Origin of the sequence: Draconibacterium halophilum (assembly GCF_010448835.1) — a bacterium.
Classification (GTDB): Bacteria; Bacteroidota; Bacteroidia; order Bacteroidales; family Prolixibacteraceae; genus Draconibacterium; species Draconibacterium halophilum.
Genome location: NZ_CP048409.1, coordinates 3,984,418 through 4,000,525, shown reverse-complemented (window position 1 = coordinate 4,000,525; position 16,108 = coordinate 3,984,418). Strand labels below are relative to the sequence as shown.

The 16,108-nt window shown below is 39.7% G+C and carries 10 protein-coding genes; 9 read left to right on the top strand and 1 reads right to left on the bottom strand.

Translation table 11 applies throughout. The features are described 5' to 3' along the window. Nucleotides 1-23 precede the first annotated feature (23 nt). The 9 genes from G0Q07_RS16180 (at nt 24) to G0Q07_RS16145 (ending at nt 15,457) form a co-directional block, all read left to right on the top strand. Entirely contained in the window at nt 24-926 is a 903-nt protein-coding gene (locus G0Q07_RS16180) for a carbohydrate kinase family protein (RefSeq protein WP_163348140.1), read from the top strand. Between the two features lie 43 nt (nt 927-969). Continuing rightward, the gene (locus tag G0Q07_RS16175) at nt 970-4,131 is read left to right on the top strand and encodes a SusC/RagA family TonB-linked outer membrane protein (protein ID WP_163348139.1); all 3,162 of its coding nucleotides are present in this window, start codon (nt 970-972) and stop codon (nt 4,129-4,131) included. Between the two features lie 12 nt (nt 4,132-4,143). Next, on the top strand, nt 4,144-5,865 hold the full coding sequence (locus G0Q07_RS16170; protein ID WP_163348138.1) for a RagB/SusD family nutrient uptake outer membrane protein: 1,722 nt from the start codon (nt 4,144-4,146) through the stop codon (nt 5,863-5,865). 27 nt (nt 5,866-5,892) lie between these two features. Continuing rightward, a complete protein-coding gene (locus G0Q07_RS16165) occupies nt 5,893-7,062 on the top strand; it encodes a DUF4960 domain-containing protein (RefSeq protein WP_163348137.1) in 1,170 nt (389 codons plus the stop codon). Between the two features lie 130 nt (nt 7,063-7,192). Next, complete coding sequence (locus G0Q07_RS21105) at nt 7,193-7,729, top strand: glycoside hydrolase family protein (protein ID WP_203532580.1); 537 nt, start codon at nt 7,193-7,195, stop codon at nt 7,727-7,729. Continuing rightward, on the top strand, nt 7,687-8,742 hold the full coding sequence (locus tag G0Q07_RS21100) for a glycoside hydrolase family 32 protein (protein WP_317165149.1): 1,056 nt from the start codon (nt 7,687-7,689) through the stop codon (nt 8,740-8,742). Before G0Q07_RS21105 ends, G0Q07_RS21100 begins: the two co-directional genes overlap by 43 nt. Before the next feature lie 11 nt (nt 8,743-8,753). After that, on the top strand, nt 8,754-11,015 hold the full coding sequence (locus G0Q07_RS16155) for a GH32 C-terminal domain-containing protein (RefSeq protein WP_163348136.1): 2,262 nt from the start codon (nt 8,754-8,756) through the stop codon (nt 11,013-11,015). A gap of 5 nt (nt 11,016-11,020) precedes the next feature. Beyond that, nucleotides 11,021-12,580 (top strand): glycoside hydrolase family 32 protein, encoded by a 1,560-nt coding sequence (locus tag G0Q07_RS16150; RefSeq protein WP_163348135.1) that lies wholly within the window; start codon nt 11,021-11,023, stop codon nt 12,578-12,580. 123 nt (nt 12,581-12,703) lie between these two features. After that, nucleotides 12,704-15,457 (top strand): substrate-binding domain-containing protein, encoded by a 2,754-nt coding sequence (locus tag G0Q07_RS16145; protein ID WP_163348132.1) that lies wholly within the window; start codon nt 12,704-12,706, stop codon nt 15,455-15,457. A 130-nt stretch (nt 15,458-15,587) separates the two neighbouring features. Here G0Q07_RS16145 and G0Q07_RS16140 read toward each other — a convergent pair whose 3' ends face one another. Beyond that, entirely contained in the window at nt 15,588-15,968 is a 381-nt protein-coding gene (locus G0Q07_RS16140) for a hypothetical protein (protein ID WP_163348130.1), read from the bottom strand. Nucleotides 15,969-16,108 lie beyond the last annotated feature (140 nt).

Below are 16,108 nucleotides of genomic sequence, written 5' to 3'. Positions count from 1 at the left end.
TTTAATTTCAAAAGAAACTAATCATGAAAATTAAAAACAAAGAAATATTGTGTATTGGTGAAGTGCTTTGGGACAAGTTGCCTTCAGGAGCAAAACCCGGCGGGGCTCCAATGAACGTCGCACTTCACCTGAATGCTATCGGAATGGATGTTGCCATTGCAAGCAGTATAGGGAATGATAATGAAGGAAAGGAATTGAAAGCTTTTTTGAATGAATCTGGGCTTGGAACTTCGTTAATCCAGGAAGATGGATATCTACCAACAAGTGAAGTTCTTGTTCACCTTGATGAAAATAATAATGCAACCTACGAAATATGTGAACCAGTGGCATGGGACAGTATTCGACTAACGGATGATCTAATGGATAGGGCAAAAAGTGCCGGGCTGCTAATTTATGGTACACTGGCTTCCCGAAATCCGATTTCTCGTGAATCTATTATGTATTTGATTGATTATGATGGGATAAAGCTTGTTGATGTCAATTTTAGAAAACCATATGATTCGCAATTTGTGATTGAAGAGTTATTGAAGAAATCAAATATTGCAAAACTCAACGATGATGAACTGGTTGTTTTTGCCAACTGGTACAATAAACACAAATACGACGAAAAGAGCTTGGTAAAATGGTTTGCCAACCAATATAATCTACAAATGGTCTGTATTACAAAAGGAGAAAATGGAGCCATGCTATATGCGGATGGTGAGTTTTATGAGCATCGAGGTTTCAAAGTAAATGCTGTTGATACTGTTGGTGCCGGAGATGCATTTTTAGCAGGTTTGGTTGCATCATTAATTAACAATAAATCGTTAGAAGATGCATTGGCTTATGCATGTGCTACAGGAGCCTTTGTGGCATCAAAATCAGGAGCTACTCCAAGCTACGATATGAATGAAATCAATTCAATATTATCAGGTATTTCAGTTTAAACAAGTAACAATTTTTAGACAATAAAAATAATCTTAACTAATTATGAGGAAACGAATCAAATTTGAAAAAACGGCTAAAGGAATTTTAATAATTCTTTTCAGTTTGTTTGCTACAGTGTCGTTTGCACAACAGACCACTGTAACCGGGAAAGTGACCGACTCTAAAGGAGAAAGTTTGCCCGGCGTAACTATTGTTGAAAAAGGAACAACGAATGGAACAATTACTGGTATTGACGGGGATTATACCATCTCAGTATCAGCAGATGCAACACTCGTATTCAGTTTTGTGGGTATGCTTAAACAGGAAATTGCTGTAGGCAACCAAACAACAATTAATGTACAGTTGAATGAAGAAGCTATTGGCTTAGAACAGATTGTTGTAACCGGTTATCAAACGCAGAAAAAAGCCGATTTAACAGGTGCTATCAGCGTAGTTGAAATGGATGAAGTAAAGGAAACGCCAACAGGAAATGCAATTAAAGCATTGCAGGGCCGTGTTGCCGGGCTTTATGTAACTACCGACGGAAATCCGGGGTCATTCGCTACTGTTCGAATCCGGGGTGGGAGTACCATGGGCGGAGGAAGTAACGATCCTTTGTATATTATTGATGGTGTACCGACAACAGGAGGTATTGAACAACTCAATCCCAACGACATTGAATCGATGCAGGTATTAAAAGATGCATCGGCTGCCAGCATTTATGGTGCGCGGGCAAACAACGGTGTAATTCTTATAACAACTAAAAAAGGTAAAGAAGGAGTTACCAAGGTTGAGTTCAGCTCTTATGCCACTATTCAGCAATATAATTCAGAACTCGATGTACTAAATACCTATGACCGGGGATATGTAAATTGGCAGGCTGCAATCAACGACGGATTGACACCAACTTCAAGTATTTATAAATACGACTGGCATATGGATGGCGACAATGCAGTGCTCGACAGGATTTTATTACCTGAATATATCGATCCTGCGCAAACCATGCGTCCGGCTGACACACGCTGGTACGACGAGATTTCTCAGGCTTCACTCATTCAATCGTATAACCTTACAATCTCTAACGGAAATGAAAGAGGAAGTTCACTTATTTCTTTGAATTATTACAACCACGATGGAATTATCAAAGAAACTAACTCGAATAAAATTACCGCACGTATAAATTCCGATTATAACTTTTGGGATGGTAAACTAAAAGTGGGTGAAAACCTGAATGTTTCAAAAATATACAATGCTGAAATCCCTACCGGCGATGTAATGTACCTGGCGCTGGTGCAACAGCCCGTAGTTCCGGTACATTCTGTTGATGGTGGCTGGGGTGGCCCCGCACCGGGTATGACAGACCGGCACAATCCGGTTCGTTTAATCGAGCAGAACACACAAAACAAAGGAAAATCATCGCGAGTTTTCGGAAATATTTATGCCGAACTCGAACTAATAAAAGGTCTGCATTTTAGAACCAGTTATGGTGTGGATTACACCCAAACTTACAGGCGTAGAATGGATTATAGTTATGAGTCGGGATTTTTGATTAGCGACATTAACCGTACAACCACTTCACAGTCGCACAACTTATCGTGGACCTGGACCAATACTTTAAACTACAAGTTCGAAAAAGAAAAACACAACCTCGATGTGGTTGCAGGTACTGAAGCCATTAAATACGAAGATGAATGGTTCTGGGCAAGCCGCGAAGGTTTCGTTCTTGAAGACCCTGATTATATGTACCTCGATGCCGGAACGGAAAAAGTATTAAACGGAGGAGGTGGTTCAGGTAACTCACTATTTTCTGTTTTCGCGAAAGCTAACTATGTATATGATTCAAAATATTTGTTTTCAGCAACACTACGCCGCGATGGTTCATCACGTTTTGGTAAAGATAATTTGTACGGAATCTTCCCGGCCTTTTCTTTAGGATGGAGAATCAGTGAAGAAAACTTTATGGAGTCTGTTTCATCTGTTTCTAATCTGAAACTAAGAGCCGGCTGGGGTATTACCGGTAACCAGCAAATTAGTAACGAAGCCATTTATTCAATTTATCGTACGGATTATGGCGTTGATCCTACATGGGTTTTTGATTCTGGATCAGCTTATGATATTAAGGGAATGGATACTGGTACGCTACCTTCCGGATTCAGAAAAATCCGTGAGGGTAATCCACTGCTCAAATGGGAAGAAGCCAATCAAACTAACCTTGGTATCGATTTTGGTTTCTTCGATCAGGCCATTTACGGAAGTATCGATTATTTCTTTAAGGAAACAAAGGATATTTTAATTGAACCTCCCTATCTCGCAGTTAAAGGTGAAGGTGGAAACCAATGGGTAAACGGAGCAACACTTGAAAACAAAGGATGGGAAGTAGTATTAGGTTACAGAAAAGATTTTGCAAGTGGACTTAGTATGGATTTATCTGCAAATGTATCGTCGTATAAACGAGAAGTAACCTATCTGCCCGATGAAGTTCTTACCGGATACCCTGGGGACCCAGGAACGGACAAAACCGTAATAGGACATTCTGATTTGGTTCATTTTGGTTATATCTCGGATGGAATATTCCAGAACCAGGGAGAAGTGGATGACCATGCTGAACAAACCGGCAAAGGAGTTGGTCGGATTCGTTATAAAGATATTGGAGGATTGGATGCAGACGGTAATTTCGTTTATCAACCGGATGGTGTTGTTGATGCATTGGACAGGACATGGATTGGAGATCCCAATCCTGATTTTGAATACGGATTGAACGCCAGTTTTTCCTATAAAAATTTCGATTTAAATATATTCTTTCAGGGAATTTATGGTGCCGATGTCTACAACGAATTTAAACACCTCACCGATTTCACATCTATCTGGCAGGGAACAAACTTTGGATCAAGAACTCTGGATGCCTGGACTCCAAACAATACTGGTTCTACTATTCCAATGTTGACTCTGACCGATACTAACAACGAAAACCGGGGGTCAACCTATTTCATCGAAAACGGTTCGTACCTGAAATTGAGAAATTTGCAGTTGGGTTATAATCTCCCCAAAAATCTGGTTAATAAAGCCAAACTGTCATCAGCACGGATTTACCTGCAAGGACAAAACCTTTTCACGATAAAGGATTCAAAAGGTAGCGACCAGTTTACAGGTGTAGATCCTGAATCACCCGGATTTGCCTACCCAATCCCGGCAAGTTATACCATTGGTGTTAATCTAACTTTTTAAAAACGGACAATTATGAAGAATAAAACAATAATTCTAATAGCAATCATTGCAACAGGATTTTTAATTTCCTGTTCAGATTCCTTTCTGGAGATGACTCCAAAGAGCATCATCAGTAACGACCAGCTTTTAACCCCCGAAAATGCGGAAGGGATGGTTATAGCAACTTATGCTGAGCTTGGTAATGACCATTACACCGCACCAAACTCGCTTTGGCCTTATGCCGACAATACCAGTGGAGATTCTTACAAAGGCGGTGGAGGTACCGGCGATATCTGGGAATTCAATTTTATGGAACTTTTTGCTTTCAACACTACCGATAATCCTCTTGTTGACCAGAAATGGTACAGATTATACGTGGGTGTTGGACGTGCGAACGAAGCACTTAAAGTTATCAACCAGCTTTCTGTTGAAGAATATCCGGAGAAAACAGAACGTGAGGCAGAAATGCGTTTTCTCAGGGCGCATCATTATTTCATTTTGAAAACTATGTTTAAATACATTCCGTGGATTGATGAAACAGTGGTTGGCGAAGCTTATGGCGAAGTATCGAATCGTGAATTTACTGACCAGGAACTGTGGGATAAAATTGCTGCCGAATTTGCGTTTGCGGCCAGTAATCTTCCTGAAACACAAAGCGACAAGGGGAGGCCAAATACCTATGCAGCCAAAGCATATTTGGCAAAAACAAAACTTTACCAGGCTTACGAACAGGGTGATGACAACTCGGTTACGGGGATCAATTCATCAAAATTGCAGGAGGTTGTTAGCCTTGTTGATGAAGTTTCAGCTCAATACTCGTTGTTTACGGATTTTGGCTATAACTTTCTTTGGAGCCACGACGATGGTAGTACCGAATCTGTTTTTTCTATTCAACGATCGGTTGACGACGGTACGCCAAAGGGGCGTCTGGATTGGGGAAACATGCTGAACTATCCAATGAATCCTGAGTACGGCTGTTGCTGGTTTCATATTCCGACACAGAACCTTGTAAATTCATTTAAAACCGACGAAAAAGGATTGCCTCAGTTCGATACTTTTAACGACTCGGATGTACTTGAAGGCGCTGATTTCTACAACAATTCTTTTGATGTGCGATTAGATCATACCGTTGCTATTCCTGGGCATCCCTGGAAATACGATCCCAATTTTATCTATCAGAAAGATTGGGCCCGGGCAACCCAAATTTACGGACATTTCTCTTCTCTTAAAGAAAATCAGTCACCTAACTGTGCTTGCTTTCAAAAAGTGCCACCTTTTATGGCAAGCTCGAAAAACACCGACATTATCCGTTTTGCCGATGTATTATTATGGAAAGCTGAAGCATTAATTGAATTAGGACGCCAGGATGAAGCACTGCCAATTATCAATGAGATTCGGCAACGTGCAAACAATAGCACAGGCATGTTGAAAATGAACGATGGCACGCCAAATTCAAACTACAGAATGGATATCTACAAACCTGGAGACAATTGTGACTGGACTCAGGAATTTGCGCGTCAGGCTTTGCGTTGGGAAAGAAGGCTTGAGTTTGCCATGGAGGGAATTCGTTTCTTTGACTTGGTAAGATGGGGAATAGCCGGAGATTATATCAACAACTATTTTGCTGAAGAAAAAACCAAAAGGGAATACCTGAAAGATGGGCAGTTTACAGAAGGGAAGCATGAGTATTTTGCCATTCCTCAGAATCAAATTGATTTTAGTAAAGGTTTGTACAAGCAAAATCATGGTTGGTAACAGTGTAAACATTTAAATGAAATTGAAATGAAAAAATATTTGATATATATAATACTGGTAACTTTTTCAGCCGGATTATTTTATTCTTGCGAAGAGGAATACACAAGTACGCTGAATCTGGATGCCGATGTTAAAATACAGAGTTTCTCGGTTGAGGGGACTGAAGGAGAAATTAATGAAAAAAATAAAACCATTACGGTAACCATCGAAAGCGGGAGCAATATTGATCTTAGCAATATAAGCCCGGAGGTTGTGCTTCCTGAAGGAGCTGTTATTACTCCCGAAATCACATCTAATATGGATTTTTCTAATCCAATCGATTTTACCATCGTGAACGGGGATGTTTACAGTGTCTACACAATTTCTGTTACAGAACAATTTTTTATTGGCTTCCTTGGAACTGCAACTAATGTTTCCGGAATCACGGAAGACGATCAACAAGCTGCTGCAGAATGGTTCTTTGCTAATTATGATAATGGTAAATATATCAGCTTCGATGCCATAAAGAACGGTGAAGTTGATTTGAATGATTTCAGGGTTCTTTGGTGGTATAATGATTCAGAACGCGATTTACCCGCAATTGCACATGATGCAACCGTTTTAAATAAAATGAATGAATATTATCAAAACGGTGGAAATCTTTTATTTAATGGATACGCGTGTGGATATTTTTGGACATTGGGCCGACTAACTAATACCTACAATATGGTTATTGGCGATGGTGCCGGTTTTGAAAACGGCGATACTTGGGCAATTGGTGCAACCATTGGAGCACACGATATGACTTCTCATCCAATTTATAATGGGATAACTTTTAATCAGGATGGTGATGGCTATCAGTGGGTACCGATCATTGGACCGGGCTACCGCGAGGACCATAATTATGTGATTGTTGAAGCAGCCGGGTATCATGGTTACGGAAATGGAGACGAAAACGCCTATGCAGCTTTTACTTCAGCAAACAAGGTTCGATGGCTTGGTGTTTGGGGCGGAATCCGCGACTATTTTATGGCTGGCGTTATGGAACTGCTTCCAACCGATGAGTATCAGGGGAAGGCAATTTATCAGGGTATTGGTGGTTTTGAATTTAATCAAAACGCTGCTGGTGAACTTAACCCAGATGGAGTTAATCCATATCAATCCAATATTAACCTGATTACAAAGAATTCACTGAACTATTTGTCTCAAAAAAAATAATCACCGAAAGTTGGGGAGGTCTAAAAGTTGCACCCGTTGTCTGGTAGGACAATCAGTCTGGCGGAACAGCTTTTAGCCTGCCTCTTCCTTAGTGAACAGGTATACTTTTACAAACGGAAAACAGAAATAGATGAAATTGACCAAAATTATATTTTTTATGTTTATGTTGCTGTTGGGAGCCTGCGGCGATAACGAAGAAACGGACAGCAGTGCAGATGTGATGTATCACCACAATTTCAGGCCTTACTATCATTACACACCACAGGCAAACTGGATGAACGACCCTAACGGGATGGTCTATTACGACGGAAAATATCACCTTTTTTACCAGTATTATCCGTATGGAACCACCTGGGGGCCTATGCATTGGGCGCATACCGTCAGTACTGATTTGTTTCATTGGGAAGACCAGGGGATCAAGCTATATCCCGATGAGTTGGGTTATATCTTCTCAGGGAGCGCAGTAGCCGATCTAAACAACACGGCAGGATTTAAAACCGGGAACGAAACGCCATTGGTGGCCATTTTTACCCATCATCAAAATATCACCGGCAGGCAGGTTCAAAGCCTCGCTTACAGCAACGATAAAGGGATACTTGGACCAAGTATGAAAACAACCCGGTACTGGACAATCCGGGCATTGCCGATTTTCGCGATCCAAAAGTAATTTGGCACGAAGCCTCCCAAAAATGGATCATGGTGCTGGCCGTTTTTGATCACATTCGCATCTATTCATCGCCGAACCTGAAAGCTTGGGAATTGGAAAGCGAGTTTGGAAAAAATGTGGGATACCATGGGGGCGTATGGGAATGTCCTGACTTATTTCCATTGAAGGATGAACAAGGAACCGTAAAGTGGGTAATGCTGGTTAGTTTGGGAGGAAACGAGAACAGCGAACCAAACGGCGGTAGCGCCACCCAATATTTTATTGGTGAGTTCGACGGGAGTTCCTTTGTTTCAGAAAATGAAGAAATCCTGTGGGCCGATTATGGTATCGATAACTATGCAGGTGTCACCTGGAGCAATATTCCCGAAATAGACGGACGACGCCTGTTTATTGGTTGGATGAGCAACTGGGCGTATGCCAATGTTGTACCTGAATCCGGCTGGCGCAGCGGAATGACTGTCCCGCGAGAAATCAAATTGAAGAAAAGGCAAGACAATAGCTACGTTCTTCATTTCTCCCCGGTGGACGAGCTGAATACACTAGTTGATCCGCAAAAGACGATTGCACCCGAAACCCCGGCCAATCAAATTCATGTGGATTACCATGAAATTATCGCCGGGGGCAGCTATCAGGTCGAAATGGAAATCATTCCTTCAGAGACAGATCAGTTTACCATTTCTCTCGGAAATGAATTGGAAGATCTCACGATCAGGTACAGCAAAACAAGTGGCGAATTCACGATTGACCGTAGTAATTCGGGACATGTTACCTTCAATAATTTATTTATGCACGAAATTAGTTGCGACTACCAAGCTACAGGGGAGACACTACCACTTACATTGCTGATAGATCAGAATTCAGTTGAATTGTTTATCAACCAGGGAGAAAAGGTTATGACTGCTTTGTTTTTTCCAAGGTATAATTACAAGTTTTTTAGACTTGATGGCTACACGCAGAATAAATTTATCAAGTCATTTACGATAAATGCACTCAAGAAGTCATTGATCCGATAACACAAAAAACGATGAAATTAGTATTTGCTACTTTACTCGGATTAATCCTACTAGGAACGGGCTTTGACACAAAAGCTCAGGATTACAGCGAGCAATACCGTCCGCAATTCCATTTTTCTCCTAAAAGTGGTTGGATTGGCGATCCGGACGGAACTATAAAATTCGACAGTCTGTACCATCTTTTTTGGTGGGGACACGCCGTTTCCGAGGATTTGGTGTACTGGACAGAGTACCCCTGGCCTATGCAGGGTGGTAGTTCATCTTTCGATTACTACACAGGTTCGGTAGTTGTAGATACTGCAAACACTGCCGGGTTTGGAACCGGAGATGACACGGTTGCCGTGGCGATTTATACCATGCACAATAGAACAACAAATATTGAAACGCAGGGAATCTCATCGAGTACTTCGCCCGATTTTAAATACTTCAATTATTACAACGATAACCCGGTAATTCCTTCCACTTCAACCGATTTCAGGGACCCCTCTGTATTTTGGGATACGCTACTCAACCGTTGGGCTATGGCTATTACACGTCCGGGTGAACATCGTATTGAAATTTATAGCTCTCCTGATTTGAAAAACTGGACTAAACAATCGTCTTTCGGGCCACTTGGTGCACGAACAGGCGCCTGGGAAGTCCCCGACCTTTTTCAACTCCCATTAGATGGTAATCCTGAAAATAAGAAGTGGGTTATGATTTGTGGGATGGGTCCTAATCGGGGGCAATACTGGGTAGGCGATTTTGATGGAAATACTTTCACTCCTGACGGTACAACCCTGGCTTATTTGAAAAATGGCACTGGTATCAACGGTGAACTATTTACTGATTTTGAAGCTTCTGATTACGGAACATGGACTACAGAAGGAACTGCTTTTGGCACGGGCCCGGCAAATGGATCCCTGTCCGGCCAAATGGATGTTTCGGGTTATTTGAGTGACTACCTGGTGAATTCCTTTAATGGTGGCGATGCCGCAACCGGGAAACTAACATCTCCGGAGTTTACGGTTTCCAAGAATTTTATCAACTTTTTAATATCTGGCGGAAACCACAATAATTTAACCTGTTTTAACATGCTTGTAAACGGAGAAGTTGTAAGAACGGCTACCGGCGACAATTCGGAACAGCTAAAATGGTTTGGCTGGGATGTAAGTGAATACATCGGACAAACTGCTGTATTACAAATTATCGACAATTTCTCAGGTGGTTGGGGACATATTAATATCGACCACATTATGTTCTCGGATATTCTTACCGACCATCGATACGAACATGCCTACTGGATTGATTACGGCCCCGATTTTTATGCAGTCAGAACTTATAGGAATTACGATGCAAATGACGACCGCACTATTTGGCTCGGTTGGATGAATAATTGGGATTATGCCAACAGCATTCCGACCTCCTGGGGAGGAAGTACCGCAGAGTCGCTTCCCCGCGAAATAGAGCTGGTAAGTACTTCGCAAGGTTATAAAATCATTCAAAAGCCAATTGAGGAATTGAAGAAGTTAAGAAAGGAAGAAGTAGTACTAACGAACAAAACAGTAGAAGGAACAACTGTATTAACAGAGTTTAAACCTCTGAAAAACACTTATGAGTTTGAAGCAGTTTACGAAGTAAACCCGGGAAGCGATCAGAAAGTCGGCTTTTATCTTTGTGTGTCGGATGCCAATAAAATGGTATTGGGTTACGACGCTAAAACCTCGAATGTTTTTATCGACCGTACACAAAGCGGATATGTAAGCTTTAACAGCAAATTTCCGCGGGTTATAAATGCTCCTATGCAGTTAAAAGAAAACAAAATCAGTTTTCATGTTTTTGTTGACCAACTGTCGCTTGAAGTTTTTGTGAATGATGGAGATGTTGTATTAACTTCATTGATGTTTCCTAATCCTTATTTTCAAAAAGGCATCGAATTATTCTCGATAAATGAGTCATCAGCACTTCAATCATTTAATGGTTGGGAGCTCAACTCAATTTGGGAAGAGGAGCTGGGCACCGGGATATTTGACCGAAGAGAAGAAAAAAGCTCAATTTTCATATATCCGAACCCGGCCAACGATAAATTATATATTACACATGACTCAGGAACCAATAAAGACGCCACTGCGAAAATTATAAACCTGCTGGGGCAAACCCTGAAAGAAAAAATAATATTTACCGGATATTCTCCATCCGTACTCGATATAAGCGATTTAAAAACAGGACACTACATTCTCTCTGTTTTGAATGACAACAAAATATCAACACAACAATTTATAAAAGTAAATTAATAATTATGAAGACATTCTATAAGCTCTTGCTGATAGTTTTTATTTTTAGTGCCTGCAAGCCATCTGCAGATAAACATCAAGAAAAATACAATGAACAATACCGACCTCAAGTACATTTTTCACCGGAAAAAATGTGGGCTAATGATCCAAATGGAATGGTTTATTACGATGGTGAGTATCACCTGTTCTATCAACATACACCTCACGCTGTTACACCTGATTTCCCAAAAATGCACTGGGGACATGCAGTGAGTACAGATCTGATACACTGGAAAAGATTGCCACCCGCTATCGCTCCGGATAAACACGGAGCAATTTTTTCAGGAAGTGCCGTCGTTGATGTCAATAACACCTCTGGATTGGGAACCCAAATGAATCCACCATTAGTTGCCATATATACATACCATAATCGTCAATTGGAAGTTACCGGCTGTGATACCTTTCAGTATCAGGGATTAGCATACAGTATCGACAAAGGACGTAACTGGATAAAATATGAACACAACCCTGTTTTACCCAATCCAGGAATCCGTGATTTTCGCGATCCAAAAGTGAGTTGGCACCCGGAAAGTGAAAAATGGATAATGACCCTTGCTGTGCTTGACCATATTAATTTCTATTCTTCGCCCAATTTGATCGACTGGACCCTGGAAAGCGAATTCGGAGAAGGAATTGGAGCACATGGCGGCGTTTGGGAATGCCCTGATTTGTTTCCTTTGCAAGTGGAAGGAACAGACGAAATTAAGTGGGTATTACTGGTAAGTATCAATCCGGGAGGGCCAAATGGAGGTTCGGCTACACAATATTTTGTAGGCGAATTTGACGGGCATGTATTTGAACCACACGGAGAAAGGACTAAATGGTTGGACTATGGTAAGGATAATTATGCAGGTGTAACATGGTCGGATATCCCGGATGAAGATGGAAGAAGAATTTTGCTTGGATGGATGAATAACTGGCAATATGCAAATGAGATTCCGACATCGGGCTGGAGGGGGGCATTTACCCTCCCGAGAACCCTGGAATTGACAGAAATCTATAACGACTATCTACTTGTTTCGTCGCCGGTAAAAGAATTTGAAAAACTAAAATCAGGTTCAAAAAAGATCTCCGGTTCTACAGTTTCAGGAATGCAGGAGATTAATATGAAACCACAGTTCCCGATGGAAATAAACTTGAACTTTAATACTGAAAACAATACAGCAATGAATTTTGGTGAGCGTTTCGGGATTATTTTATCAAATGAAAAAAATGAATCGCTAAAAATTGGCTACGATAACTTGAATAAACTCTTTTTTATTGACCGGAGTAACTGTGGATGGGACAGTCCGAACCAGGAATTTGCAGGTATTCATTATGCACCTTATGTCGTGAGTTCCCCATCGCTGGATTTAAAGCTCATCATAGATGAATCCTCAGTTGAATTATTTGCCATTGGCGGTTTAGTTAGCATGACAGAACAGTTGTTCCCTTCAGAAAAATTTACATCCATAAGTTTATACTCAGAAAAGGGCGACGTTGAATTATTAAGTGGGACCATCAGCAATTTGTCGTCAATTTGGTGATTACCATATATGTCAGATCCGTAGTTTAGTTTTAGTATTAAAAGGCTTGGTGGTTTCCATCCGGCCTTTTTGTCATTTTCTTGTTTCAATTTATTAATTTTAAATGTTTATATCTTTTAAGGAATGCGTCATTTTTTATTAATAATATTAATTTGTCTGTCTCCTATCTGCATTCAGGCAGAAGAAAAATTCCTAATCGGTTTTTCTCAATGTTCTGCCGGTGACTGGCGAGAGAATATGGAAGCAGAAATGGAACGGGAGCTCATGTTTCATGATGACATGGAGATCATCAAACTGCAGGCTGAAGACAGTACTCTTTTGCAAATTCAACAAATTGATGAGTTGGTTAAAAAAGGTATTGACCTAATAATAATAGCTCCTAATGAAATTGACGCACTTCTTCCTGTTGTAGAAAAGGTTTATGATTCAGGAATCCCTGTAATTCTTATTGATAGAAAAATAAATTCGCCCAAATATACAGCCTACATCGGAGGTAATAACTTTGATATTGGTAATACAGCTGGTGTTTATATCGCTAATAAACTGAACAATGAGGGACAGGTAATGGAATTATTGGGAATTCTAAGTTCGTCACCTGCACTTGAACGGATGAATGGCTTTAGTAATGCAATTGATAAATTCCCAAACATTGATAACGTTTATAAAATTCGTGCAAAGTGGAATAATGAACTGGTTACCGATAGTTTGAGTATTATATTTAAAAAATATCCTTCAGTAAAAGCAATTTTCTCGCACACCGATTTTATGGCAGAAGCAGCCTCAACGGTTGTTCGGGAGAATTTTTCAGACAGGGATATCCTTATTGTCGGGGTAGATGGCTTGCCTAATGAAGGAGGGGGGATAGAACTTGTAAAGCAGGGGATTATTTCCGCTACTTTAATTTATCCTACAGGCGGAAAAGAGGCTATACAAACAGCCGCAAAAATATTGCATAATAAGAATTTTAAGAAAAATAATTTATTGCCAACCACTCTTATCGACCATTCAAATGTAGATATTACCAGGATGCAATTCCAGAACATAAATGCTTTGCAGGAAGACATAACAAAATCGAAGAACATGCTGGAGAGGCTTAATGGAAGGTATCGGGAGCAGCAAATTTTGTTATTTGTAAGCCTTGTGTTGCTAACTCTTGTAGCTATTTTTCTTGCGATGTATTTGTGGTCGTTCAAACGGTTGAAGATATCGAACCATAATCTTGAAGAGCAGAAAGAAGCAATTTCTGCACAAAATATAGAACTAAAGCGTTTATCAGACGAACTCGAAAAAGTTACCCAGGAGCGTCTGCGGTTTTACACCAATATATCGCATGAGTTTCGAACTCCGTTAACATTAATCTCCGGCCCTATCGATAATTTATCGAAAACTAAAAACCTGACAGGAGAGCAAAAAGAATTACTTCAAGTAGCGCAAAAAAACATTTCCATTCTTTTAAAACTTATTGAGCACATAATCGATTTTAGAAAATATGAGCTAGGCAAACACGATTTTTTGCCTGTTTCGGCTGATTTAAAAAAACACTTTGAAGACTGGAACGGACTTTTTGCCGAGGTGGCAAAAAATAAACAAATAGATTTCAGGATGGAGGCTGTGTCAGAAGACGATTTTATTATCGATTTTGATGTAGAGAAGATGGAACGGATTTATACTAACTTATTATCTAATGCATTCAAATTTACACCTGAGAAAGGTACAATAAAAGTACTTATTGAACGGGAAATTATTGATGAAAAGGCTTTTGTAAAAGTGCAGGTAATAAATTCGGGAAAACCTATTCCCGGAAATAAAATCAAAGACATTTTCGACCGTTTTTACCAGGTTGGTTCTAAAGCCGGTGGTTCAGGAATAGGATTGGCGCTCGTAAAAGGGTACATCGATTTGCATGGCGGAAAGATTAAAGTTACCAATCCCAGTGGTTTTATTTGTTTCACTTTTTCCATACCAGTAAATCAAGAGGAAAGTATTGTAAGTAAAGAATTAAATAAATCTTCTGAAGCAATAAAACCTGCAACAGAAAATGAGGCACTGGACATTATTACTCAAATAATCGGGAGTGAAGATTCATTTACTTTTGATGATGAATATGATGAGGGAAAAACCACTGTTTTGCTGGTTGATGATCATCCTGGAATTCGTTCGTACCTGAAATCGCTGTTGAAAGAGAATTATGCCGTTCTCGAAGCCCGCGATGGAATAGAAGGGATTAGAAAAGCGATACGCTATGTTCCCGACCTGATTATAAGCGATGTAATGATGCCCGGTATTGATGGCGTTGAAATGTGTAGTCATCTAAAAAAAGAATTGTCAACCAGTCATATTCCGATTATTCTGCTGACTGCAAACGCTCAAGATGAGAAGAGAATATTAGGATTCGAGAGTGGGGCAGACGATTACATTTCCAAACCAGTTAATTTTGAAATGCTTATCGTTCGTATTCGCAACTTAATTGAAGGGAGAAAGAAATTAAAGGCAGTATTTGGCTCCGTTGAAGACAATAATGAAAAAATAGCCGATAGTATCAAACCCGAAAAATCATTTATTGATAAACTTGAAGGGCAAATCGAAAAACACATCGAAAATTCCGAATTAAGTGTTGACTTTTTGAGTAACGAATTAGGCATGTCACGAATTCAGTTATATCGCAAAGTTAAGGCATTAACGAACTATTCCCCGGTAGAATTTATTACATTATTTCGCTTGAAAAAGGCTGCTCATTTAATGAAAGTGACGGATACAAATCTGGCTCAAATAGCTTACCAGGTAGGATTTTCTGCGCCATCGTATTTTTCCAAAAGTTTTAAGAAGTACTATCACAAAAGCCCTTCTGAATATTTGAAAGAAATTAGAAATTTGTAGTTTATTATATTACTTAAACAAACGGATTTCATTACAGCCTGTTCTGAAGGAAAATAAATTTTGTTTAGAGTACTTTCTGATTTTCCTATTAAGATTCTCAATAAGGTTTCTTGTATAGAATGTACATTCTTTAGGGATATTTTGTCTTAATATTCATTCTGGCACCTTTAGCAGTATAACGATTCTGTAACTTACCAGCAACATGATCTTCGTCAACTTTATGAAGCTGTAGATTAACTTTGAAAAGTAAATGTTTAAAATGTAGCTTTACCGTATCTGATTTCTCTTCAATTTTATAAAAGGACTTTATATCATCAGTTGGACCGATAATTGCACCTTTTAGTTTTCCGTCAACACGTTTTAATTCAATAATCATTTGTTGATCTCCAGATATGGTTCCGTAAGCCATTATATCCCACTTCCCAATGAAAAAATTATTTGGTTCATTTTCTGCATAAACGAATGAGCTCATAAAAATTGCAATCATCATTAGTTTTATCTTTCTTTCCATAATATCTTGTTTTTTTATTTATTGTTAATTGTTATCGGTTTGGTTTAACCATCCGGTTCAGTTAATTTCATTAGCTAAATAAAGGAAATCGAATATAGGATCATGTATTCTATACTCCTTGGAGAATAAATCCAACTTTT